22 protein-coding genes and 1 pseudogene are annotated in these 19,960 nt (G+C 60.3%); 10 read left to right on the forward strand and 13 right to left on the reverse strand.

The window, feature by feature from the left end; genetic code table 11:
* Positions 1–205 precede the first annotated feature (205 nt).
* A complete protein-coding gene (locus AACR77_RS21030) occupies positions 206–313 on the forward strand; it encodes a DNA helicase II (RefSeq protein WP_231563239.1) in 108 nt (35 codons plus the stop codon).
* 164 nt (positions 314–477) lie between these two features.
* Here AACR77_RS21030 and AACR77_RS21035 read toward each other — a convergent pair whose 3' ends face one another.
* Together AACR77_RS21035 and AACR77_RS21040 are read right to left on the reverse strand one after the other, a co-directional pair.
* Positions 478–1,467, reverse strand: coding sequence for a DUF4435 domain-containing protein (locus AACR77_RS21035; protein ID WP_081999460.1), 990 nt, complete (start codon positions 1,465–1,467; stop codon positions 478–480).
* A 1-nt stretch (position 1,468) separates the two neighbouring features.
* Complete coding sequence (locus AACR77_RS21040) at positions 1,469–2,506, reverse strand: AAA family ATPase (RefSeq protein WP_081999461.1); 1,038 nt, start codon at positions 2,504–2,506, stop codon at positions 1,469–1,471.
* Positions 2,507–2,951: 445 nt separating this feature from the next.
* Between AACR77_RS21040 and AACR77_RS21050 the strand changes: the two genes are divergently transcribed.
* Complete coding sequence (locus AACR77_RS21050; protein WP_445206804.1) at positions 2,952–3,581, forward strand: hypothetical protein; 630 nt, start codon at positions 2,952–2,954, stop codon at positions 3,579–3,581.
* A gap of 107 nt (positions 3,582–3,688) precedes the next feature.
* On the opposite strand, the gene AACR77_RS21055 is transcribed toward AACR77_RS21050, so the two are convergent.
* Positions 3,689–4,582 carry a LysR family transcriptional regulator gene (locus AACR77_RS21055; RefSeq protein ID WP_042882223.1) on the reverse strand — a complete coding sequence of 298 codons (894 nt, stop codon included), beginning with the start codon at positions 4,580–4,582 and terminating at the stop codon, positions 3,689–3,691.
* A gap of 286 nt (positions 4,583–4,868) precedes the next feature.
* Positions 4,869–5,654: a hypothetical protein gene (locus AACR77_RS21060; RefSeq protein WP_042882225.1), complete on the reverse strand. Its 786-nt coding sequence runs from the start codon at positions 5,652–5,654 to the stop codon at positions 4,869–4,871.
* A gap of 237 nt (positions 5,655–5,891) precedes the next feature.
* On the opposite strand from AACR77_RS21060, the gene AACR77_RS21065 reads away from it, so the two are divergent.
* Positions 5,892–6,233, forward strand: a complete 342-nt coding sequence (locus AACR77_RS21065) for an SH3 domain-containing protein (protein WP_042882226.1) — start codon at positions 5,892–5,894, stop codon at positions 6,231–6,233.
* Between the two features lie 110 nt (positions 6,234–6,343).
* Here AACR77_RS21065 and ydfZ read toward each other — a convergent pair whose 3' ends face one another.
* Positions 6,344–6,541: a putative selenium delivery protein YdfZ gene (gene ydfZ / locus AACR77_RS21070; RefSeq protein WP_042882228.1), complete on the reverse strand. Its 198-nt coding sequence runs from the start codon at positions 6,539–6,541 to the stop codon at positions 6,344–6,346.
* A gap of 290 nt (positions 6,542–6,831) precedes the next feature.
* Between ydfZ and AACR77_RS21075 the strand changes: the two genes are divergently transcribed.
* Positions 6,832–7,332 (forward strand): DUF1993 domain-containing protein, encoded by a 501-nt coding sequence (locus AACR77_RS21075; RefSeq protein ID WP_042882230.1) that lies wholly within the window; start codon positions 6,832–6,834, stop codon positions 7,330–7,332.
* A gap of 60 nt (positions 7,333–7,392) precedes the next feature.
* Here AACR77_RS21075 and AACR77_RS21080 read toward each other — a convergent pair whose 3' ends face one another.
* Positions 7,393–8,049, reverse strand: a complete 657-nt coding sequence (locus tag AACR77_RS21080; RefSeq protein ID WP_042882231.1) for a DUF3313 domain-containing protein — start codon at positions 8,047–8,049, stop codon at positions 7,393–7,395.
* 127 nt (positions 8,050–8,176) lie between these two features.
* On the reverse strand, positions 8,177–8,620 hold the full coding sequence (locus tag AACR77_RS21085) for an SRPBCC family protein (protein WP_042882233.1): 444 nt from the start codon (positions 8,618–8,620) through the stop codon (positions 8,177–8,179).
* A 198-nt stretch (positions 8,621–8,818) separates the two neighbouring features.
* Between AACR77_RS21085 and AACR77_RS21090 the strand changes: the two genes are divergently transcribed.
* Positions 8,819–9,484: a chromophore lyase CpcT/CpeT gene (locus AACR77_RS21090; RefSeq protein ID WP_010672487.1), complete on the forward strand. Its 666-nt coding sequence runs from the start codon at positions 8,819–8,821 to the stop codon at positions 9,482–9,484.
* Positions 9,485–9,537: 53 nt separating this feature from the next.
* On the opposite strand, the gene AACR77_RS21095 is transcribed toward AACR77_RS21090, so the two are convergent.
* The 6 genes from AACR77_RS21095 to AACR77_RS21120 all read right to left on the reverse strand — a co-directional run bounded on the left by AACR77_RS21095 (position 9,538) and on the right by AACR77_RS21120 (position 14,729).
* The gene (locus AACR77_RS21095) at positions 9,538–10,176 is read right to left on the reverse strand and encodes a LysE family translocator (RefSeq protein WP_010672488.1); all 639 of its coding nucleotides are present in this window, start codon (positions 10,174–10,176) and stop codon (positions 9,538–9,540) included.
* An 85-nt stretch (positions 10,177–10,261) separates the two neighbouring features.
* The gene (locus AACR77_RS21100; RefSeq protein WP_010672489.1) at positions 10,262–11,065 is read right to left on the reverse strand and encodes an AraC family transcriptional regulator; all 804 of its coding nucleotides are present in this window, start codon (positions 11,063–11,065) and stop codon (positions 10,262–10,264) included.
* Positions 11,066–11,121: 56 nt separating this feature from the next.
* Positions 11,122–12,018, reverse strand: a complete 897-nt coding sequence (gene rarD, locus AACR77_RS21105) for an EamA family transporter RarD (protein ID WP_010672490.1) — start codon at positions 12,016–12,018, stop codon at positions 11,122–11,124.
* Positions 12,019–12,140: 122 nt separating this feature from the next.
* The gene (locus AACR77_RS21110; protein WP_010672491.1) at positions 12,141–12,314 is read right to left on the reverse strand and encodes a hypothetical protein; all 174 of its coding nucleotides are present in this window, start codon (positions 12,312–12,314) and stop codon (positions 12,141–12,143) included.
* A 125-nt stretch (positions 12,315–12,439) separates the two neighbouring features.
* Positions 12,440–13,936, reverse strand: coding sequence for an aldehyde dehydrogenase (locus tag AACR77_RS21115; protein WP_039039526.1), 1,497 nt, complete (start codon positions 13,934–13,936; stop codon positions 12,440–12,442).
* 250 nt (positions 13,937–14,186) lie between these two features.
* Positions 14,187–14,729: a cupin domain-containing protein gene (locus AACR77_RS21120; RefSeq protein WP_041214097.1), complete on the reverse strand. Its 543-nt coding sequence runs from the start codon at positions 14,727–14,729 to the stop codon at positions 14,187–14,189.
* 171 nt (positions 14,730–14,900) lie between these two features.
* Between AACR77_RS21120 and AACR77_RS21125 the strand changes: the two genes are divergently transcribed.
* From AACR77_RS21125 to AACR77_RS21145, 5 genes and pseudogenes are all read left to right on the forward strand, one after another.
* Positions 14,901–16,229, forward strand: a complete 1,329-nt coding sequence (locus tag AACR77_RS21125) for an aspartate aminotransferase family protein (protein WP_042882236.1) — start codon at positions 14,901–14,903, stop codon at positions 16,227–16,229.
* 98 nt (positions 16,230–16,327) lie between these two features.
* The gene (locus tag AACR77_RS21130) at positions 16,328–17,824 is read left to right on the forward strand and encodes a CoA-acylating methylmalonate-semialdehyde dehydrogenase (protein ID WP_042882237.1); all 1,497 of its coding nucleotides are present in this window, start codon (positions 16,328–16,330) and stop codon (positions 17,822–17,824) included.
* An 83-nt stretch (positions 17,825–17,907) separates the two neighbouring features.
* The gene (locus AACR77_RS21135; RefSeq protein WP_042882239.1) at positions 17,908–18,636 is read left to right on the forward strand and encodes a glutamine amidotransferase-related protein; all 729 of its coding nucleotides are present in this window, start codon (positions 17,908–17,910) and stop codon (positions 18,634–18,636) included.
* 153 nt (positions 18,637–18,789) lie between these two features.
* Entirely contained in the window at positions 18,790–19,761 is a 972-nt protein-coding gene (locus AACR77_RS21140) for a LysR substrate-binding domain-containing protein (RefSeq protein WP_029313477.1), read from the forward strand.
* A gap of 60 nt (positions 19,762–19,821) precedes the next feature.
* Positions 19,822–19,960 (forward strand): annotated as a pseudogene (locus AACR77_RS21145) (PfkB family carbohydrate kinase); the annotation flags it as partial.

The raw sequence follows: 19,960 nt of genomic DNA on the forward strand, positions 1-19,960 counted from the left end.
TCCGCTGGCTTCGCCAGTCCCCTCCGCTCAGAGTCAACGTCGGACGGGCCGCCGCAGACGGCACATCCCTGTGCCGACTGCGGCTACGCCATCATCCTTGATGGCGTCCCTGACGTTGCCTCTGCCCCTCGGCGGATTGAAGGGGGATCAATACCGTGCCCACCTTTGGCTGGGGTGCTCCATCCGAAATTTGGGGGAAGGGATCGTGCTCAACTTCGAAGGGGTCGGCCAGCAGAGCCGGGTGCAGATCCAGTTCGACGACGTCGGCGCCAAGTGGCTGGTGACGGCCTATGCCAGATTGGAAGCGCTTTGATTTCTTCCGCCTTTTGATGCAATCAACCCGGCTTAGGCCGGGTTGATTATTATATTAGTTTTGATGGCAGCCTTATTGAAGCGATTGCCAAAAAATGATTGTCCAGCATATATGAAAATGGCTTTAGCTGAAAAATGACACATCTTACAATACCAACCTAACATCTAAAGAGATAAGCTCTTTACATGGTCACATATTTTCTCATAAATTTTGTCATTTACTGCATAAGGCGATATTGAAACTAACGCTCGAAAATTCCTGGCTCCATCAAAATGATTTTTTATTTCTTTTCTTTTGGAGTCCCACAAATTAGGGCTTGTGCTTGCTTTGATTCTCTCCATTTCTTGAGAAATTTGGGTTCTTTTTATGTGGTTTACAATAGGGTAGATTATTTTTTCTTCAACATCATGACCACGAATAAATTTGTAACAATTGCTTTCTTGTAGCCCTTTAAAATGTGATAACTGTAGAAATGCCTCAAATGCATTTATATTTGCTATCATTGGCGTCAGCTGTTTATCGAGCAGTGAAACTCTATCCTTTAAAGTGCCAAAAGAATTTTCTTCATAACAACGAACTGGTTCACTCGGTATGATTTCATCATGAAAAGAACTTTCTTTTAACTGCATTGCGACTAAAGTATCCATTAAGAAAAGATACTTCATCAACACTAAGTAAATATGTTGTGAATACTGTTCCAAAAACTTGCTTAATTTATGCTGGTTGGGTTCAAAATAATAAAACTGTGATAAACAGTGGTCTACTCTTAATACGTCGAAAGATAAGCTTTCAACGGAATATGCATACGTCTGAAGGACATACTTGTTCCCATTCATCTGCTTTGCATTAACACTTCGATTTGGCGATATATAATCAAAGTCACTATCCACAGCAACCAATGCTTTTTCATTTGCACTTGTATATAGCTCTTCAAGAGCTCGCTTTCCTCTAATTGTACGCTTTTCTTTTGCTTGAATTTTGAACTCATACTTTTTCTTCGCAAAGCTATCAAGCAAATGTGACCAGAAATGCTTATCTGCTTCGCTTTCAATATATACGAAGCCATCTGGTCCTTCTTCACTATTATCAGATGTAATATGCAAATATGCATTTATATAGTCTGGGTTTGTAAAGTAGTTGAAATATTCGGACATTTTATTTAGTTTCTCTCACTGAGAAAGTAATATTTTTCATATCAACTAAGCAGTCCATCCAACCTTGCATCAATATAGCTGGCGAATGTGTAGCTATAATAATTTGGCATCTATCATGAATTGATGCTATTGCATCAATTAAATTTTCCTGCCATTTAAGATGTAATGAAATTTCCGGTTCATCCAGTAAAAATATTGTATCTTTACCGACGCAATTAATGACTCTTGTTAATATAAGAAGCAGCTGTTTTTCACCTGATGATAGTGAATTAATACCAATTTCTTTTCCGTGCTGAGTAACAATAAAATCGCCATCTAGGTCAATTGACAGATTTTTACCGCTATCTTTGAAAAATGAATTTACAGTTTCGGAAAAAACCTTCACATTTTTAAAATTGCTTTGAAAAACATCACTAACCATTTTCCGGTTAAACATCTTGGAATCATTTATTTCTGCCGCAGATTTATTTCCAAGAGATAGCATTTTCCCTGTCAATACTGATATTTCTTTTTTTATCTCAAAGTCAAGCTGGGTATATACATCGTCACTTACACTATCGTACTCCTGCTTTGACATAATTGTCATATCAAAAGTTGACAGATATTCAACACGAAATTTATTAGTGACAAGGCTTAGCTTTGACTCCTTAGGTATTAATTTATGCGCAGAGTTAATAAGATTTAACGTATTTATTATACTGATCTTTATTTTATCATCTTCAACTGTAGATAACTCATTTTTCAATGATTCTATTAACATCTGGGATGAGCGACCATCTAAAATCCGACTGCCTAATTTATGATTAAACTCATCACCAAAGATGTTCAAACTTATATCTTTCGCTTTTTTTTTGTCATAGTGACAATCTTCATCATTAATAATGCAGTTAACTAATCTTAATATTGTACTTTTCCCTGTGCCATTCGCACCAAACAAAACACTAACACGTTTATTTATATGCCAATCAATATCTTTATAATCAAATAATGAGTTAATTCTAATTCTTGATATTATTGGTTGCATCTTATAACGCCCCATTAAAGTAAGACCCTTTTGGTGCTAATTATATATCTAAGGTTCTCATTAGTCTCATCTTTTTGGAACTGTAGGTTCGATTAGCGAAGCGTAATCGGACGATCGCGTAGTCGGGCGTTCACAAAGGCATAACCCTTGAGAGGTCTACTCCAATCCCTCCAACACCCCATCCACCGACCCGAACCAATCTGTTGGATAGACGCCGCTCGCCACATAACGATGGAAGGTGGAATACGGCCACTCGGCCACTCGGGTGACATGACCATGCTTGAAGGGGTTGATATGGATGTAATCCATATGGCGGATTCTGCTCATCCCGGATCAGGTGTTCCCAATAATGGCGCTGCCAGATGCCCCGCTCCCCGTGGCGTAGCCGGGTCTGGCTGCGGCGATCGGTCACTGGCAAGGTGCGGGAAAAGAATGACATCTGGGACACCCACCTTTTGAAGTGGGCATTGTCTGGTGGGTTATCCGTGCCGTCACCAAAAAGGTGAATGGCCCAAGATGCTGCTTTAACGGTGTTTCCAACCGCGGCATACTGCCCGTCACCAGATGGGAGTCATTGATGTCTACATGGATGCCGACACTGCGCCGGATGGGGTTGGGGTTGTTGCGAAAAACGGCGCTGGCGCTGCTGACCAGCCTGCTGTTTATGATCTCGTTTACCCTGTTCCAGTACGCTTCCTGGTGGCCAACGCTGACAGACAATGCGTTTTTTGTATGGGGTGGCTCCTATCAAGGAAATACCTTTGCCGAGCTGGCTCTGCCCATGCTGAAGCTGGGTGCCCTCCTGGGTACACTCTTCTGGCCCCTGTTTTTGCTGACGCCCCGCCCGCTGTTGCTGCCGCTCTTTGCCGGGCTCTGGTTGTGGCAGACCTATGACCTTGCCTTTATTACGGCAACCGCATCGACCTGGCTGCCTCACGAGATCATCCAAACCTTTATCCTGCCTCACTCCCATTGGCTGCTGCTCACCCTGCTGGCGCCATTGCTGCTGATCCGCCAGCTTGGCAGGCGGCTATTTGCTGATACATCGGCAACACAGGCAGGGGGCGTCATCCTGGACGACGGACGGTAGCCAGAGGGAGCGATTGATTCCGCGATCGTCCGATGACGCTTCACTAATCGAACCTACATGCAGGCGGGTTCCAACAGGTGAATGCCTCAAGCTCCCGCCTGTCTGACTCACCGCAACTGAAACGCCTTGACGAGAAATTCGATAAAGAGCCGTACGTTGCGGGACTGCTCCTTGTGGAAGGGGTAGACGGCGAAGAGGGCGTGGGGGTCGGGTTGCCAGTCGGGGAGCAGTTTGACCAGGGAGCCGTCCGCCAGTTCGTCCGACACGAATTCATCCGGTACCAGGATCACCCCGAGCCCCTGCACCGCCGCCTGTTTCAGGGCGATGCCGTTGTTGGCACAGAAGCTGGCGGGGGGCAGCTCCATCGCCACGCTCTCCGCGTCCCGGGTGAAGAACCACTTGTTGGGGGAGGAGGAGAGGCTGTAGCGCAGGCAGTTGTGGGCCTTGAGATCCGCCGGGTGGGCGGGCTGGCCCGCCTCCTTCAGGTAATCGGGGGCGGCGCAGAGCACCCGCTGCACCTCGCACAGGGGTTTGGCGCGCAGGGTGGAGTCCTCCAGGGTGCCAGCCCCCCGGATCACCACGTCCAGCCCCTGATCCACCAGATCCATGTAGGCGTCGCTCAGGATCACCTCGATGCCGATTTCCGGATAGCGGTGCTGGAAGGCGCAGACGAGGGGATTGAGGCGGATCAGCCCGTAGGACATGGGCATGCCGATCCTCAGCCTGCCCCTGGGGGTGAAGGAGGCGGCCATGATGGACTGGTCGGCGGCCTCCAGGCTGTCCAGCACGGCGCATATCTGGCCGTAATAGGCCATGCCGGATTCGGTGACGCTCAGCCGCCGGGTGGTGCGGTTGATGAGGGCGATGCCGAGAAAGGCTTCCAGCTCGTTTATGTTCTTGCTGACTGCCGCCTGGGAGAGGTGCAGATCGTCCGCCGCCGCCCTGAAGGTGCCCATTTCCACCACCCGGCGAAAGACGTTCAGCGCCGTGATCTTGTTCATCCTGCCCCCGTTAATTCACTACTGGTAAATGATGGCGCCATCATTGCGCACTTTTATCACAATAGTGCGGTTCCCCGGGGTGTCCACCCCCCATCCCCGCCAGACAGAGAGCTGCCCGTGGCAGACCGGCCCGGATCATGGCCTTCCGGGCGTGGTGGGCCCGGCAGAGACGCAGACGAAAGAGAGGCAATGGGCCCCGGGCACCTCGGCCCCGAGGCGGCAGGCATAGCAGGCATAAAAGCAGGCGGCAGGGCCCGGGCCCCGCCGCCAGATGGCACGCACCGGCTTACTGCACCTTGCCGGGGGCGGGAGGCAGGGTGATGCCGACATCGGCCCAGGGGTTGGTGCCGAGCAGCTGCGCGTGGGGTACATCCGCCTGGTAGCGCATGGTGAACGCTCTGGGGCCGTGGGCGAAGGCCACCAGCAGCCCCTGTTTTGCGTCCATCAACCCGGCGTGCATGCCGAGCCCGTGATAGCTGACTCGCACGGCCTTGTCCTCAAGGCCCACTTTGTCTATCTGGAAGCGGGCGATGCTGCCGTCTTCGAGGGTAAAGCCCCAGCGGAACGGGCCGCCGCTGACCACCGTCATCACCTCGTCGATGTCGGTGCCGTCCTCGGCGGAGTTGACGTGCATGCGGCCATATTTGCCGAGCACGGCGCTGCGGGTGCGCTCGTCCAGCGCCATCAGGTCATAGACCTTGGGGTAGGGGCCGACGCCGGTCTCCTCGGTGGCGACGCCGCCCCCTTGCACCGCGGGCTCGCGCCCTGCGAGCCTGGCCTGCTCCAGCAGCTCCCCCTGACTCAGGTTGAAGGCTGCAATCAGGGCGCCGTGCTCCGCTTTGGTCAACGCGCGGCGGTGGGAGGCTTCAAGCAGCGGCCTGGCGGCCTCGGGGATGTCGACAGTGACCACGTTGACGCCGATGGGGTTGAGCGCGTTGTTGACCGCTTCGATGCCGGTCACGGCCGGGCGGCCATCGCTGAACTGCACCGAGACGATGTCACCGGCGAAGGTGTTGAAAGAGAAGGCCGAGGCGAGGGTGCCGGCCAGCAACGGGATAGGGGTGAGTTTCATACAAGACTCCTCGTTAAGGTTCGAGAAGCAGTCTAGGGCGGCGATGTGTTCACTGAAATGATACTCGAATGATATGAAAATTCACTGGTAGTAATGAATCGTGGGGATCAGGGTCGTCGGCCCGCCCCGGGGGAGCGTGCCCTCTGCCAGAGGGTGTGAGCCCGGTTGACGCAACGGGGCCCGGCTTGTGGTATGACTCGGGGCGTCACCAAACAGAACCTGTCGGAGGACGAGACAATGCTGGCGTTGATCACCACGGCGCACCACACCTGCTACCCCAATCCCATCGCCTTTCGGGCCGGAGAGCGGGTGCGCATCGGCCACGAGGACGACGAGTTCCCGGGCTGGGTGCGCACCTTTACCGCAGACGGCAACGAGGGGTGGGCGCCCCTGTCCCTGCTGACCCCGATAAGCGCCGGGGAGGCGCAGGCGCGCCAGGACTATACCGCCCGGGAGCTGGATGTGGCGGTGGGGGAGCGGGTACGGGTGGATCGGGAGCTGGCAGGCTGGCTCTGGGTTCACAACGAAGCGGGGCAATCAGGCTGGATCCCGGCAAGCTGCATCGCCTCGCCCTCATAAGGTGCAGCGGCTCCGAGAAGGAGTAGAGAGCGGAGAGAGAAACCCGGCCACTGACGGGGCGCGGCGGCCGGGTGAATTGTAAAGAGTAGGGTGACAGGTAACGCGGGGTATCAGCCTAGTCTAATCAACTCGATGGGGGCGTAGTGCTCCCGGGAGTTGGCCAACAGCACGCACTTTTGATGCTCGGCCTGATAGGGGGTCAGGTTGTCGGTGTGCGCCTCCTTGAGGGTGTCGACTGCGCCGGTGGCGGCAATCATCACCCGTTGGCCCAGGGTCAGCACATTGCGGTTTCGATCGTAGATCTTCATGGCATTCTCCTTGTGGGATGGGTGCCCCGGCCCGTGCCGGGGCAACGGGCTCCAGACTACGCCCCTCGAAAAACGAGATGCCTGTCACAGATCAAAAAAAGGGGAAAGAGGGACTCGGTGCGGCGACGCGGCGCGGCGCTCTGGTCTCGCTTCCTGCCGGTGATCGCCACTGCCTGTCGCAGGGCAAGGAGGACGCCCTCGCTTTTCATCCCCTCGGGCTCGAACTGCAAGGGGGATGCGCTATAGTGGAGCCGCTCGTTTTACTGCCTTCAACCAACCGAGAGTGCATTATGAATCGTGATATCGCAGCCCAGTTCATCAAGATGCTGACCAACCTGGACCAGTGTCTGGCCAAGGCCGAGGCCCACGCCGAGGCGAAGAAATTCAACGTGGAAAACTTCTTCAATGAGCGCCTCATCGTCGACATGCTGCCCCTGAGCAAGCAGGTGCTGATCTGCTGTGACAGCGCCCGCGCCGTGGTGGCCACCGCCAGCCTGAGCGAGCCGCCGGTGCTGGGGGATGATCCCAAGACCATGGCGGATCTGCGCGCCCACGTGGCCAAGACCATCGCCTACCTGCAAGGCAAGCTGGACGCCGATTTCAGCCAGTATGCGAGCGGCCACTACTACCCCTACTGGGCCGGTGGCAAGGGGATGGACGGCCACAGCTGCGTCCACGAATACGGCATCCCGAACTTCTACTTCCACCTCACCATGACCTATGCCCTGCTGCGCCAGGCCGGGGTGGATCTGGGCAAGCGGGATTACCTGGGCGGTCTGAACCTGCAATAAGCCGTGCTTCTGCGACGACAAAGCCTGCCCCCTGGCAGGCTTTGTCGTTTTCGGCCCGGCTCAGCGCCCCAGGTTGTCGGCCAGTTGTTTGGCGCGACTTGCGGCCCACTGATCGATCATCTTCTCCATCTCCTCGGCGGTGATGGGGGAATCCTTGTGGGTGGTGTCCGGGCTCTCGCGGGCGTCCATCACCCGCACCAGCAGCTTGCCGCTCTGGGCGTCGAGCAACTGGGCCATGCTGCCCACCCTGAGCAGATAGGGCTCCTTGCCTATTACCTCGCGGGTGACGTTGATGGCGATCTTGGCGGGCAGCAGATCCCGCAGCTTGGGGTCGGGCCGGGTCAGGTCGAAGTTGGTGATGGCCGCCTGCACCCGCATCACGCCGGGACCGGGTTCGGTAGCCATCTTGACGCCGTGGCTCATCAGCTCCCGCTGGAAGGTGGCGTGGTAGTAGCGGCCGATCTCGTTCTGCTCGTTGGCGGTCAGCAGATACCACTGGCCGTTCTCCTGGCGGATGAACTGCAAGGGATCGAGCAGTACCGCGTGGTACTGGCGCAGATCCACGCCGGGTTCCTTGTAGATGCGCTGGTTGGGGTTGCTCTCGCTTTGCTGGAAGGCCGTGAGCGGGATCGCCTGCAGGCTGTGGGTGACCTGGTTCTTCACGGCGCACCCGCCCAGCAGGGCGGCGGCCATGGTCATCATCAAGACTCGTTTCATGGGGGCTCCTGGCGGTGGATGGTCGCTGCAAGGACGCAGCCCGCCCTGCCCACAGAGATACCTGATCAGGCCCCTCTCTCACAAGGGGTATCTGTGTGCGGGCCACCGGGGGAGCCCCATTGTCGGGTCACTCGGCGGGGATCTCGGGCTCCACCAGGGTGGCGAGCTGCATCAGGGACTCCTGCCAGCCGAGGTAGCACATCTCCACCGGGATGACCGCCGGAATACCCGCCTGTTCGATGGCGAGATCGGTGCCGCACAGCACCTGGGTGAGGGTGATGGTGACCTGCATCTCCCCCGGCAGGTTGGGGTCGTCGAAGCGGTCGGTGTAGCGGATGCGCTTGCCCGGCTCCAGCGCGAGATACTCGCCGCCGAAGGCGTGGGTGTGGCCGCTGGCGAAGTGGGTGAACGACATCCTGAACTGGCCGCCGACCCTGGCATCCAGCGCCGCCACCTTGCAGGTGAAGCCATGGGGCGGCAGCCATTTGGCCAGGGCGTCCGGCTCGATAAAGGCCTGGTATACCCGCTGTGGCGGGGCCTTGAGTACGCGATGCAGGGTGACTGTGTTCATGGGGGACTCCTCTTGGTGGCAACAGGGACGGGTCGCAGCAAGGATAGCCGTCATCCCCGTGGCCTGCGGGGGTGCGTCGCCTCCTTTCGCCTGCAGAGAGGATTTTTCGTTTTCTCTTCAAGGAGTTGATCAAGATAGAGGTTATTGTCACCGTTCGCTCATATAATCGCCGCCATGCAAGCGACTCGGAAGGATTCGATGACACAGCTGATGGCGGCCCTGCTGGGGCTGTTTTACGCCAGCCTGATCTGGGCGGCGCCCGTCCCCTTCGTGACGGCCCCCGGCCCCCATGCCACGCAGGGGAGGCTGGAGCCCCTGCTCTCCTGGTTCTCGGGGGAGTTTTCCAGCCAGGAGCAGGCCACCTTCGATGCCCGCTTCACCAGTGCCGAGCTGCGGCTGGTGGAGATCTGGCCCGGGGAGGGCCCCTTTCGCTGGGTCTATGCGGAGCAGTTTCTGACCGAGCGGGCGCAGCGGCCGTTTCGCCAGCGCATCTACCGCTTCTCCTCCCTGCCCGATGGCCGCATCCTGATGGCCGAACTGACCATGCCGAGGGCCACGGATTTTGCCGGCGCCTGGCGTCGGCCCGAGCTGCTTGACTCCCTCACCCCGCAGCAACTCTCCCTGCGCGAAGGGTGCGAGATCTGGCTGACCCGCCAGCCGAGCGGGGAGTACAAGGGGCAGACCCGGGTCGGGCACTGCGCCACCGATTTTGGCGGTGCCACCACCCTGGTGCAGTACCTCTGGATCGGCCCGGACAGCGTCCGGCTGCTGGACAGGGCCTATGACAACGGTGCCCATCAGCGCTGGGGCAGCCCGGGGGAGGGTTACGTCTACCTGCGCAAGGGGATGCGGCGCGGGGAGTAGTCGCGCCGTCCGTCAAGGCCCCTCCCTGTTTGCCGCCATAAAGAACGTGCCGGTCAGGCCGCCGGCCAGTGCCCCTGCAGATCCACCAGGATGGAGAGGCTGACCGCGCCAAACAGCAGGCCCGTCATCAGGTTGAGCGGGCGCTGGATGCGGCCGAGCAGGTGCTGGGCGCGGGGGGTGGAGAGGCTCCAGGCCAGGGCGCTGAACCAGACGAGGGAGAGCAGGAACAGCTCCAGGATCAGCAGTCCCCGGGTCAGGCCATCCACCTGGGGCGTCACCATGGCGGCCAGCAGTCCCATGAAGAACAGCATCGCCTTGGGGTTGAGCAGATTGGTGGCCAGCCCGCTCTTCACCCCCTTGCGCCAGCCCGGCCGCTCGCCTCCGGCGCGCAGCGCCAGATCCCCGCTTCCCTGCCAGGCCGCTTTCAGCGCCCCCCAGCCCAGCCAGCCCAGATAGAGGGCACCCACCAGTTTCACGGCGAGAAAGAGCCAGGGCTGGCTTGCGATCAGCAGGCTGATGCCGGTCAGGCTCAGGGTGGCGTGGAGCAGGATGGCGAGCGCGATGCCAAGGGCCGCTCCGAGGGCGGTGGGCCTGTGCAGGCTGGTGCGCAGGATGAGCGCGAAATCCGGGCCCGGGCTCGCCAGGGCGACGAGGTGGACGAGACCCAGGGTCAGAAACAGGCTGGTGAACATAAAAGACCTCCGACAGCGGTATGGAGGTGACAGCATGGGGCAGGACGGGGGACGGGAGATTGTAAAAGATTGCAGCGGCGACGATTCAGGCGGGCAGCATCTGCTGGCGATACTCCGCCGGGGTGAGCCCGAAGGCCTGACGAAAACCGTGGTGGAAGTGGCTCTGATCGAAGAAGCCCACCGCCAGTGCCACCTCGCTCACCGGCAGACCGCTGCCGAGCAGGCGCTTGCCCTGTTCGAGGCGCAGCCGCTTGAGCCAGGCATAGGGGGTCATGCCGGTCTTCTTCTTGAACTGACGCAGGAAGGCGAAGCGATCCAGCCCGAACAGGGCGGCCAGGTCCTCCAGGGTGTGGCGCTCGTCCAGCCGGGCCAGCAGATGGTCGCGCAGGAACCTGAGCTGGGGATCCGCCAGGGCGTGGCGCTCGGGGGCGAGCCGGAACAGTTCGCCCAGCAGGGCCAGCAACTGGCTCTCCGCCAGCAGGCCGTCGGGGGCGGGGCCGTCCAGGTGCATGTGCAGGCGGGCGAAGCCCTGATAGAGGTCGGGGCGGCTCTGCAATCCCTGGTGGAAAAAGGGCTCGGGGTGTTCCGGCAGCCAGCGGGCCAACTGCTCGGGGGCGATGGAGAAGACCCGCACCTCGTACCCTTCCGGCAGCAAGCTGAGGCCGTCGTGCATTTCGTCCGGGTTGACGGTGGAGAGTTCGCCGCGCACCAGGTTGTGGCTGTTCCCCTTGTGGATGAACTTCTGGCCGCCCCGCTGCACCAGACCGATGTGGTAGTCCAGATGCACGTGGCGGCCATAGCTGAACTCCCTGTGGTGGGAGTGGGAGAGTTCAACCCCCGGCAGCAGCCGAGATTGCCAGTAGTGGATGCGGGATTGGGGTGCGTTCATCCCCTATTGATACCCCGAAAGCGGCCCCTTGGCTTGTAGATTATTGCGCCGGCGCCTCAGCCGGCCTCCTGGCGCCGCTTGCCGCTGCGCAGGCCATCCAGGCTGAACAGCACCAGGGCGCTCCAGATGCAGCCGAAGGTGATCATCTTGTCCAGCGCCAGCGCCTCGCCATACAGGGTCACCGCCAGGATGAACATCAGGCTGGGGCCTATGTACTGGAAGAAGCCCAGGGTGGAGAGCTTGAGCCGGGTGGCCGCCGCGGTGAAACAGAGCAGGGGGGCCGTGGTGACGGCGCCCGCGGCGATGAGCAGCAGGTTCAGGTGCCAGTCATTCTGGGTGAGGTGGCTGGTGGGGCTGTCGGCGATGCCCCACAGATAGAAGGCGGCTGGCGGCAGCATGATCAGGGTCTCGATGAGCAGGCCGGTGAGGGCGTCCAGGGCCAGTTTCTTGCGAATGAGGCCGTAGATGGCGAAGCTCGAGGCCAGCACCAGGGCTATCCAGGGCAGGGAACCGAAGGCGATGAGCTGGACGGCGACACCGACAAAGGCGAGCCCTACCGCCCACCACTGCAGGCGGCGCAGCTTCTCGCTCAGAAACACCATGCCGAGCAGCACGTTGAACAGAGGGTTGATGTAGTAGCCCAGGCTCGCATCCAGCATGTGGCCGTTGTTGATGGCCCAGATGAACAGCAGCCAGTTGCCGCCGACGGTGACGGAGGTGAAGGCCAGGGTGAGCAGCACCTTGGGCTGGCGTAGCACCGCCTGCACCTTGTGCCACTGGCGTCCGAGCAGCACCAGCACCATCAGCAGGGCGCAGGACCAGATCATGCGGTGGGTCAGGATCTCGGCGGCCGGCACGGCGGAGAGGGACTTGAAGTAGATGGGTGCCAGGCCCCAAAGGGTGTAGGCGCCGAGGGCATAGAGGACGCCCTGGCGCTGGATCTGTTGTTGCATGCGGATAACCTTCACTGGAGTGCGGATGTCGGGAAACATCGCAAAAAGTCAGTGTAGCGATCCTTTTGCAGGGAAAGAAGACAATAAATGGGTCTGACGGGATTTTAACAGCAGGAGCGACTTCAGCGACCGCCCCCGCGGCGGATCTTCTCCACGTCCATCAGCAGCCACAGCATGAGGGCGATGGCGGAGATCCAGGGGCCCCAGGTGACATAGGCTTCCCCCTGACCCAGCACGAAGAACAACAGCGGCAGTCCCACCACCAGAAACAGTACACTTCCCAGAAAAAACAGCATTTTTATCTTTAAATTTAATGGCTTGCTATTTGACGATTATATCGATTGAGCGAGGGGATAAAAGAGTAAAAATGAGAAAGGGGGATTTCTCCCCCCTGTTTTGTTGATAAGCGTCATTTATGACGTTATTCGAGCTGGATCCAGGTGCTTTTCAGCTCGGTGTACTTCTCCAGGGCGTGCAGGGACTTGTCGCGCCCGTTGCCGGACTGCTTGAAGCCGCCAAACGGCATGGTCATGTCGCCGCCATCCCAGTTGTTGACGAAGACGGTGCCGGCGCGCAGGGCGCGCGACCCTTTCACCGCCTGGTTGAGATCCGCCGTCCAGATGGCGGCCGCCAGGCCGTAGTCGGTGTCGTTGCCAAGGGCGATGGCCTCTTCCAGGGTGTCGAAGCCGGTCACCGCCAGCACGGGGCCGAAGATCTCCTCGCGGAAGATGCGCATCGTCGGGGTCACGTCGTCAAAGATGGTGGGTTCGATGTAGTAGCCGCCCTCCTCGGGCTGGGTGCGCTTGCCCCCCAGCAGCAGCTTGGCGCCCTCCTGCTGGCCGATGGCGATGTAGTTGAGCACCTGCTCCATCTGGATGTGGTCCACCATGGCGCCGATGCGGGTGGTGGGGTCGAGCGGGTTGGCCGAGATCCACTCGCGGGCGTGGGCCAGCAGCCGCTCCATGAACTGGGGCTTGATGCTGTTTTGTACCAGCAGGCGGGAGGCGGCGGTGCACACTTCCCCCTGGTTGTAGAAGATGGCGCCGACGGCGCTTCTGGCGGCGGCGTCCAGATCCGGTGCATCCGCCAGCACGATGTTGGGGCTCTTGCCGCCGCACTCCATGAAGGCGCGCTTGAGGTTGGACTTGCCGGAGCACTGCACCAGATGCTTGCCGATCTTGGTGGAGCCGGTGAAGGTGATGCAGTCGACGTCCATGTGCATGGCCAGCGCCTCGCCCACGGTGTGACCAAAGCCCGGCAGCACGTTGAACACGCCGTCGGGGATGCCCGCCTCCTTCGCCAGACCCGCGATGCGCAGGGCGGTGAGGGGGGATTTCTCGGAGGGTTTGAGGATCACCGAGTTGCCGGTGGCGAGCGCCGGGCCCAGCTTCCAGCAGGCCATCACCAGGGGGAAGTTCCAGGGCACGATGGCAGCCACGACACCGAGGGGCTCGCGGGTCACCAGGGCCAGGGCGGACTCTTCCACCGGGGCGACCTGATCGTAGATCTTGTCTATCGCCTCGGCGTTCCAGGCGATGCAGTTCGCGGCGGCGGGGGCGTCATACCCCATGGCGTCGCCGATGGGCTTGCCCATATCCAGCGACTCCAGCAGTGCCAGCTCCACCAGGTTCAGGCGCATCAGCTCGGCGAAGCGCTGCATGATGAGCTTGCGCTGCTTGGGAGAGAGGCCGCACCAGCGCTTGTCGTCGAAGGCGGCACGGGCCGCCTTGACCGCCAGCTCGGCATCGGCGGCGTCGCAGGAGGCGACCCTGGTCAGCAGTTGGCCGTTGGCCGGATTGATGCAATCGAAGGTGGCGCCGTTGACGGCATCCCGGTAGGTGCCGTCGATAAAGGCTTGCGAGGGCAGGGTCAGATGGGCGGCCTTGTGTTGCCACTGGGCCAGGGTCAGGTCACTCATGTTCACTCCTTGAACCGGCAGAAAGTCAGTCTCCGCGTATCAATATGCTAAACATCCTGCCGCTTGTAAATCCATCTTGTAACAATTCATTAAACACTGACCCCGAACAACCCGGGCCAACGGCGGGGCAAACCGGGCGCCCTGGCCTGTGGTGTCTGGGGTCGCGCGGCGGGGCGGGAGCCCGTGTCGCGGGCCTGATCCCTGGGCCGGGCGGGGAGGAGCCCGGCGGGCTGTTCCGGGAGAAGGCCCGTCAGAAGCTGGCGGGCGTGTTGGCCGAGATCAGCATGCACTCCTGATCCCCCACGTTGCGAAAACGGTGGGGAGTGCGGCTGTCGAAGTAGTAGCCATCCCCCGGTGCCAGCAGGTGAACCTGCTCGCCCACGGTGACTTCCACCTGACCCCGGATGACGATGCCGCACTCTTCCCCTTCGTGACTCAGCATGTCGTCACCGGTGTCGGCGCCCGGGGGCAGTATCTCCTGCATCATGCCGATGGCGCGGTTGGCGCGGCTGTGACCCACCAGACGGTAGCTGATGGGGTGGGTGCCGAGATCCGGCATGTCGTCCGCACGGAAGATCACCTCGGAATCCATCTCCGTCTCGTCGGTGAAGAAGCTGGCCAATGACATGGGGATGCCTTCCAGCACCTTGCGCAGGGAGGCCACCGAGGGGCTCACCTGATTTTTCTCGATCTGGGAGATAAAGCCGTTGGTCACACCGGAGCGTTTTGCCAGCTCGCGCTGGGAGAGGGCCGCCTTGGTGCGAACCGCCTTGAGGCGGTGACCGATATCCATCGATAGACACTCCTTGACTGTTTACTATTATTAAAATTGTGTTAAATATCTTATACCACCCCTGAGGGGTGACACCAAGCCGGGCGATAAAAGCCCTTTTTTATGGATTCAGGTGTTTAATTTAATAGGCATGAGCCGGGTGTTACTAAACGCCTTAAGGATGAGGTGACCATGAAACCTGTCAGCGACATCAATACCCCCGACATGTCCGCATTCTGGATGCCGTTCACCGCCAACCAGCAGTTCAAGGCGGCGCCGCGCATCCTGAAGTCGGCAGAGGGGATGTATTATCACTCAGAGGATGGCCGCAAGATACTGGATGGCACTGCCGGACTCTGGTGTTGCAACGCAGGCCATGGTCGGCGCGAGATCGCCGAGGCGGTCTCCCAGCAGATCTCCCACCTCGATTTTGCCCCCACCTTCCAGATGGGCCACCCCCTGCCGTTCGAGCTGGCCAACCGGCTGGTGGAGATCGCCCCCAAGGGATTCGGTCACGTCTTCTATACCAACTCCGGATCGGAGTCCGTCGACACCGCGCTCAAGATTGCGCTGGCCTGGCAGCGGGCTCGCGGCCAGGGGACTCGTACCCGGCTCATCGGCCGCGAGCGCGGCTACCACGGGGTGGGTTTTGGCGGCATCTCGGTGGGGGGCATTCCCGGCAACCGCAAGTGGTTCGGCTCCCTGCTGACCGGGGTGGATCATCTGCCTCACACCCTCAACATAGGGAAAAATGCGTTCACCAAGGGATTGCCAGCAGAAGACCTCACCCTGGCCGATGAACTGGAGAAGATTGTCTTCCTGCACGACGCCAGCAACATCGCGGCGGTCATCGTCGAGCCCATCGCCGGCAGCACCGGGGTCATCATGCCCCCCAAGGGCTATCTCAAGCGGCTGCGGGAGATCTGTACCAAACACGGCATCCTGCTGATTTTTGACGAGGTGATCACCGGTTTCGGCCGCCTCGGCTCCCCCTTCGCCGCCCAGGAGTTCGACGTCATCCCCGACATGATCACCTGCGCCAAGGGGCTCACCAACGGCGCCATCCCCATGGGGGCCGTGCTGGTACAGAACCACATCTATGACGACATGATGGCGGCGGGCAAGGGGGCCATCGAGCTGTTCCACGGCTACACCTACTCCGGCCACCCGGTGGCGGCGGCGGCGGGTCTGGCGACCCTCGAGATCTACCGTAACGAAAATCTGCTGACCCGGGCGGCCGATCTGGCGGGCTACTGGGAGGAGGCGGCCCATTCCCTCAAGGGCTGCAAGCACGTGAAAGACGTGCGCAACTACGGCCTGGTGGCGGGCATCGAGCTCGAATCCATGCCCGATGCACCAGGCAAGCGGGCCTACGAGGTGTTCGTGCGCTGTTTCGAGAAGGGGGCGCTTATCCGGGTGACCGGCGACATCATCGCCCTGTCGCCTCCCCTCATCATCGAGCGCAGCCAGATCGACGATCTCTTCACCCTGCTGCAGGACGCCCTGCAGGCCCAGGACTGACCCCCACATCACACAGGATGGCGCTCGTCCCGGGCGTCATCCCCCTGTGCTGCCCCGGCGCGGCGAGGGGAGGACGGATGACCCATCACGGAGGATTTATGAGTTACAGGATCGACAACTTCATCGACGGCGAGACGACCGAGAGTCGCAGCGAGCGTTTCGGTGCCATCTTCAATCCGGCCACCGGCCAGCAGCAGGGCTCCGTCGTTCTCAGCACGGCCGATGAGTGTGCCGAGGCGATTGCCTGCGCCGAGCGCGCCTTTGGGGAGTGGTCCCAGACCCCGCCGCTGGTGCGGGCCCGGGTGCTGTTTCGCTTCAAGGAGCTGATGGAGCAGCACAGGGATGAGCTGGCCCAGATCATCAGCCGCGAGCACGGCAAGGTCTTCTCCGACGCCCAGGGGGAGCTGACTCGGGGGCTGGAGGTGGTGGAGTTTGCCTGCGGCATTCCCCACCTGCTCAAGGGGGAGCACTCCCTCAACGTGGGCCGCGGGGTGGACAGCCACTCCATGATGCAGCCGGTGGGGGTCTGCGCCGGCATCACCCCGTTCAACTTCCCGGCCATGGTGCCGCTCTGGATGTTCCCGGTGGCCCTGGCCTGCGGCAACACCTTCATTCTCAAGCCCTCGGAGAAGGATCCGTCCCTCTCCCTGCGCATGGCCGAACTGCTCAAGCAGGCGGGCCTGCCGGACGGGGTGCTCAACGTGGTCAACGGCGACAAGGAGGTGGTGGACGTGCTGCTGACCGACCCGAGGGTCGGTGCCGTGTCGTTTGTCGGCTCCACCCCCATCGCCCAGTACATCTATGCCACCGCTTCGGCCCACGGCAAGCGGGTGCAGGCCCTGGGCGGCGCCAAGAACCACATGGTGGTCATGCCGGATGCCAATCTGGATCAGGCAGTTTCCGCCCTGATGGGGGCCGCCTATGGCGCGGCGGGCGAGCGTTGCATGGCGATCTCGGTGGCCGTGGTGGTGGGTGACGAGACCGCCGATGCCCTGGTGGCGAAGCTCTCGCCCCTGGTGGCGGTCCTGCGGGTCGGCCCCGGCCTCGGTCAGAGTCCGGAGAACGAGATGGGGCCCCTCATCAGCCGGGAACACCTGGCCAAGGTGCGCGGCTACGTGGATCAGGGGGTGGCCGAGGGGGCCGAGCTGGTGGTGGATGGCCGGGGCCTGAGCCATGGCGAGGGCTACTTCATCGGGGGCAGCCTGTTCGATCGGGTCGGCCCCGAGATGCGCATCTACCGGGAGGAGATCTTCGGCCCCGTGCTCGCCATCGTGCGGGCCCCGGACTACGAGACGGCCCTGCGCCTCATCAACGAACATGAGTACGGCAACGGCACCGCCATCTTCACCGGTGACGGAGATACCGCAAGGGACTTCACCACGCGGGTTCAGGTCGGTATGGTAGGGGTGAACGTTCCCATTCCGGTGCCCATGGCGTTTCACAGCTTCGGTGGCTGGAAACGGTCCATCTTCGGGCCGCTCAACATGCACGGGCCGGATGGGGTGCGCTTCTACACCCGGATGAAGACGGTGACCGCCCGCTGGCCCCAGAGCCTGCGCGCCGGCGCCGAGTTCTCCATGCCGACCATGAAGTGAGCCACCGGCTCGCTGCCATGGCTTTAATCTCTTGCCCCCGCAGGCCGTCGGTCTGCGGGGGCGCTTCTGTCAAGGAGTAACAGATGCGACTGGGTATTCTCGATTGTGACCGGCTGGACCCCGATTTGGTGGGGGATTTTGGTCCCGTTTACTCCGAGATGTTTATCAAGGGTTTCCGGGCGTTGGCCCCCGAGCTGGAATTTCGGGTCTGGTCCGCCCTCGACGGCGATCTGCCCCCTGATCTGACCGAATGCGATGCCTGGCTTATCACCGGCTCGCGTCACGATGCCTACAGTGACATCCCCTGGATCCTGGCGCTGCGCGACTGGATCCGCCGGGCCCACGATGCCAACGTCAAGCTGGCCGGGGTCTGCTTCGGCCATCAGGTGATCGCCCAGGCGCTGGGAGGGGAGGTAATGAAGTCCACCAAGGGGTGGGGGCTGGGGGTGTCGGTCCATGCCATGCAGACGACAAAACCCTGGATGGCGCCGGGGCTGGACACCATCCGCATCCTGGCAAGCCACCAGGATCAGGTGGAGCAGCTTCCGCCGGGGGCGACCCTGCTCGCGGGCAACGACTTCTGCCCCAACTTCATGTTCCTGCAGGGGGATCACATCGTCGCCATCCAGGGGCACCCGGAATTCTCGGTGGCGTACAACCGGGCCCTGATCGAGCGGCGACGGGACAGGCTGCCCGATGCACATTACCAGAGCAGTCTCTCTTCCCTGGAAGGGGAGGTGGATTCCGCCACCATGATGCAGTGGCTGCTGCAGTTCCTCGGCATCCTGCCGATCGGGGCCGACGTGCGCTGAACCCCGTTTGTCATATCCACCGCGCTGATGCTAGATTTTGTAGCAAAATGAAGGATCAAGCGGCGATATGCCCAGTCCGGATGATACACTGGCCGCCATTTTTGGCGGCCTAGTCCATCGACGAGCGCCGCGTCAGTCTGTGAGGGGGCAACCTTGAAACTACAGCAGTTGAAGTATCTGATCGCGGTGCGGGACCACAATCTCAACGTCTCCGTTGCCTCCGATGCGCTCTATACCAGCCAGCCTGGGGTGAGCAAGCAGATCGGCTTGCTGGAGAGCGAGCTGGGGGTGCGCATCTTCGAGCGCCGCGGCAAGCACCTGCACCGGATCACCCCGGTGGGGGAGGAGATCATCAAGTGTGCCGAGGCCATGCTCAATATCGAGAGCAAGATCAAGGCCATCTCCCGGGAGTACCTGGATCCGACCGTGGGCACCCTCAACATCCACACCACCCACACCATCGCCCGCTACCTGCTGCCGAAAAGCGTCACCTACTTCACCAAAAAGTACCCCAAGATCTCATTCCACCTGCATCCTGTGATGTCCGCCACCAAGGAACAGATCAGCAAGGGATACTCGGATTTTTCCATCGTGGCCCACGAGATAGGCTTCGACAAGGAGCTGATCGCGCTGCCCGCCTACCTCTGGACCCTCTCCCTGGTGGTGCCCCAGGAGCACCCCCTGGCCAAGGTGAAGAAGCCGACCCTGGAGCAGCTCTGCCAGTATCCCATCCTGAGCTACGAGAGCGGCGCCACCGGGCGTCAGGTGCAGGACAAGGTGTTCCAGGCGGCCGGCCTCACCCCCAACTACTACATGACGGTGATGGATGCCGGCGTCATCAAGCGCTACGTGGAGCTGGGCTTTGGCATCGGCATCATCTCCTCCCTGGTGGCCAACGATAGCGATGCCCCCGGCCTCGTGGCCATCAATCTGGAGCACCTGTTCGAGCCCTGCCCGGCCCAGATCTGCTTCAGCAAGAGCATCCTCTTGCAGAACTACATGTATGACTTCATCAGCTCCTTCTCCCCCCATCTCACCAAGGAGATGATCCAGAACGTGATGCAGCAGCCGACCCAGGCGCGCATCGACGAGCTGCTGTCAGGGGTGGAGCTGCCCGTCTACTGATCCCGCTTCCGTTTCTGTGCCGGCACCCCGGGGTGCCGGCCTCCTCCCGCCGAGGTTTCCATGTCCCGCATCCTGCTGCTCGCCAATCTCAACTGTGATCATGTGCTCTCCCTGGCCGAACCCCTGGTGGCGGGGGCGCGGCTGCAATACGTGGATCAGGGGCGCAGGCTCGGCGGCGGCGCCGCCAATACCGGCATCG

The organism is Aeromonas sp. ZOR0002, assembly GCF_963866995.1.
Classification (GTDB): domain Bacteria; phylum Pseudomonadota; class Gammaproteobacteria; order Enterobacterales; family Aeromonadaceae; genus Aeromonas; species Aeromonas caviae.

What these genes read in the sequence shown, in the direction of transcription:
- AACR77_RS21120 (WP_041214097.1), bottom strand. Translation starts at nt 14,729, where the DNA reads ATGGATATCGGTCACCGCCTCAAGGCGGTTCGCACCAAGGCGGCCCTC.
- rarD (WP_010672490.1), bottom strand. Translation starts at nt 12,018, where the DNA reads ATGCAACAACAGATCCAGCGCCAGGGCGTCCTCTATGCCCTCGGCGCC.
- AACR77_RS21085 (WP_042882233.1), bottom strand. Translation starts at nt 8,620, where the DNA reads ATGAACACAGTCACCCTGCATCGCGTACTCAAGGCCCCGCCACAGCGG.
- AACR77_RS21135 (WP_042882239.1), top strand. Translation starts at nt 17,908, where the DNA reads ATGCGACTGGGTATTCTCGATTGTGACCGGCTGGACCCCGATTTGGTG.
- AACR77_RS21125 (WP_042882236.1), top strand. Translation starts at nt 14,901, where the DNA reads ATGAAACCTGTCAGCGACATCAATACCCCCGACATGTCCGCATTCTGG.
- AACR77_RS21095 (WP_010672488.1), bottom strand. Translation starts at nt 10,176, where the DNA reads ATGTTCACCAGCCTGTTTCTGACCCTGGGTCTCGTCCACCTCGTCGCC.
- AACR77_RS21090 (WP_010672487.1), top strand. Translation starts at nt 8,819, where the DNA reads ATGACACAGCTGATGGCGGCCCTGCTGGGGCTGTTTTACGCCAGCCTG.
- AACR77_RS21035 (WP_081999460.1), bottom strand. Translation starts at nt 1,467, where the DNA reads ATGTCCGAATATTTCAACTACTTTACAAACCCAGACTATATAAATGCA.
- AACR77_RS21075 (WP_042882230.1), top strand. Translation starts at nt 6,832, where the DNA reads ATGAATCGTGATATCGCAGCCCAGTTCATCAAGATGCTGACCAACCTG.
- AACR77_RS21115 (WP_039039526.1), bottom strand. Translation starts at nt 13,936, where the DNA reads ATGAGTGACCTGACCCTGGCCCAGTGGCAACACAAGGCCGCCCATCTG.
- AACR77_RS21065 (WP_042882226.1), top strand. Translation starts at nt 5,892, where the DNA reads ATGCTGGCGTTGATCACCACGGCGCACCACACCTGCTACCCCAATCCC.
- AACR77_RS21100 (WP_010672489.1), bottom strand. Translation starts at nt 11,065, where the DNA reads ATGAACGCACCCCAATCCCGCATCCACTACTGGCAATCTCGGCTGCTG.
- ydfZ (WP_042882228.1), bottom strand. Translation starts at nt 6,541, where the DNA reads ATGAAGATCTACGATCGAAACCGCAATGTGCTGACCCTGGGCCAACGG.
- AACR77_RS21055 (WP_042882223.1), bottom strand. Translation starts at nt 4,582, where the DNA reads ATGAACAAGATCACGGCGCTGAACGTCTTTCGCCGGGTGGTGGAAATG.
- AACR77_RS21040 (WP_081999461.1), bottom strand. Translation starts at nt 2,506, where the DNA reads ATGGGGCGTTATAAGATGCAACCAATAATATCAAGAATTAGAATTAAC.
- AACR77_RS21080 (WP_042882231.1), bottom strand. Translation starts at nt 8,049, where the DNA reads ATGAAACGAGTCTTGATGATGACCATGGCCGCCGCCCTGCTGGGCGGG.
- AACR77_RS21130 (WP_042882237.1), top strand. Translation starts at nt 16,328, where the DNA reads ATGAGTTACAGGATCGACAACTTCATCGACGGCGAGACGACCGAGAGT.
- AACR77_RS21060 (WP_042882225.1), bottom strand. Translation starts at nt 5,654, where the DNA reads ATGAAACTCACCCCTATCCCGTTGCTGGCCGGCACCCTCGCCTCGGCC.
- AACR77_RS21110 (WP_010672491.1), bottom strand. Translation starts at nt 12,314, where the DNA reads ATGCTGTTTTTTCTGGGAAGTGTACTGTTTCTGGTGGTGGGACTGCCG.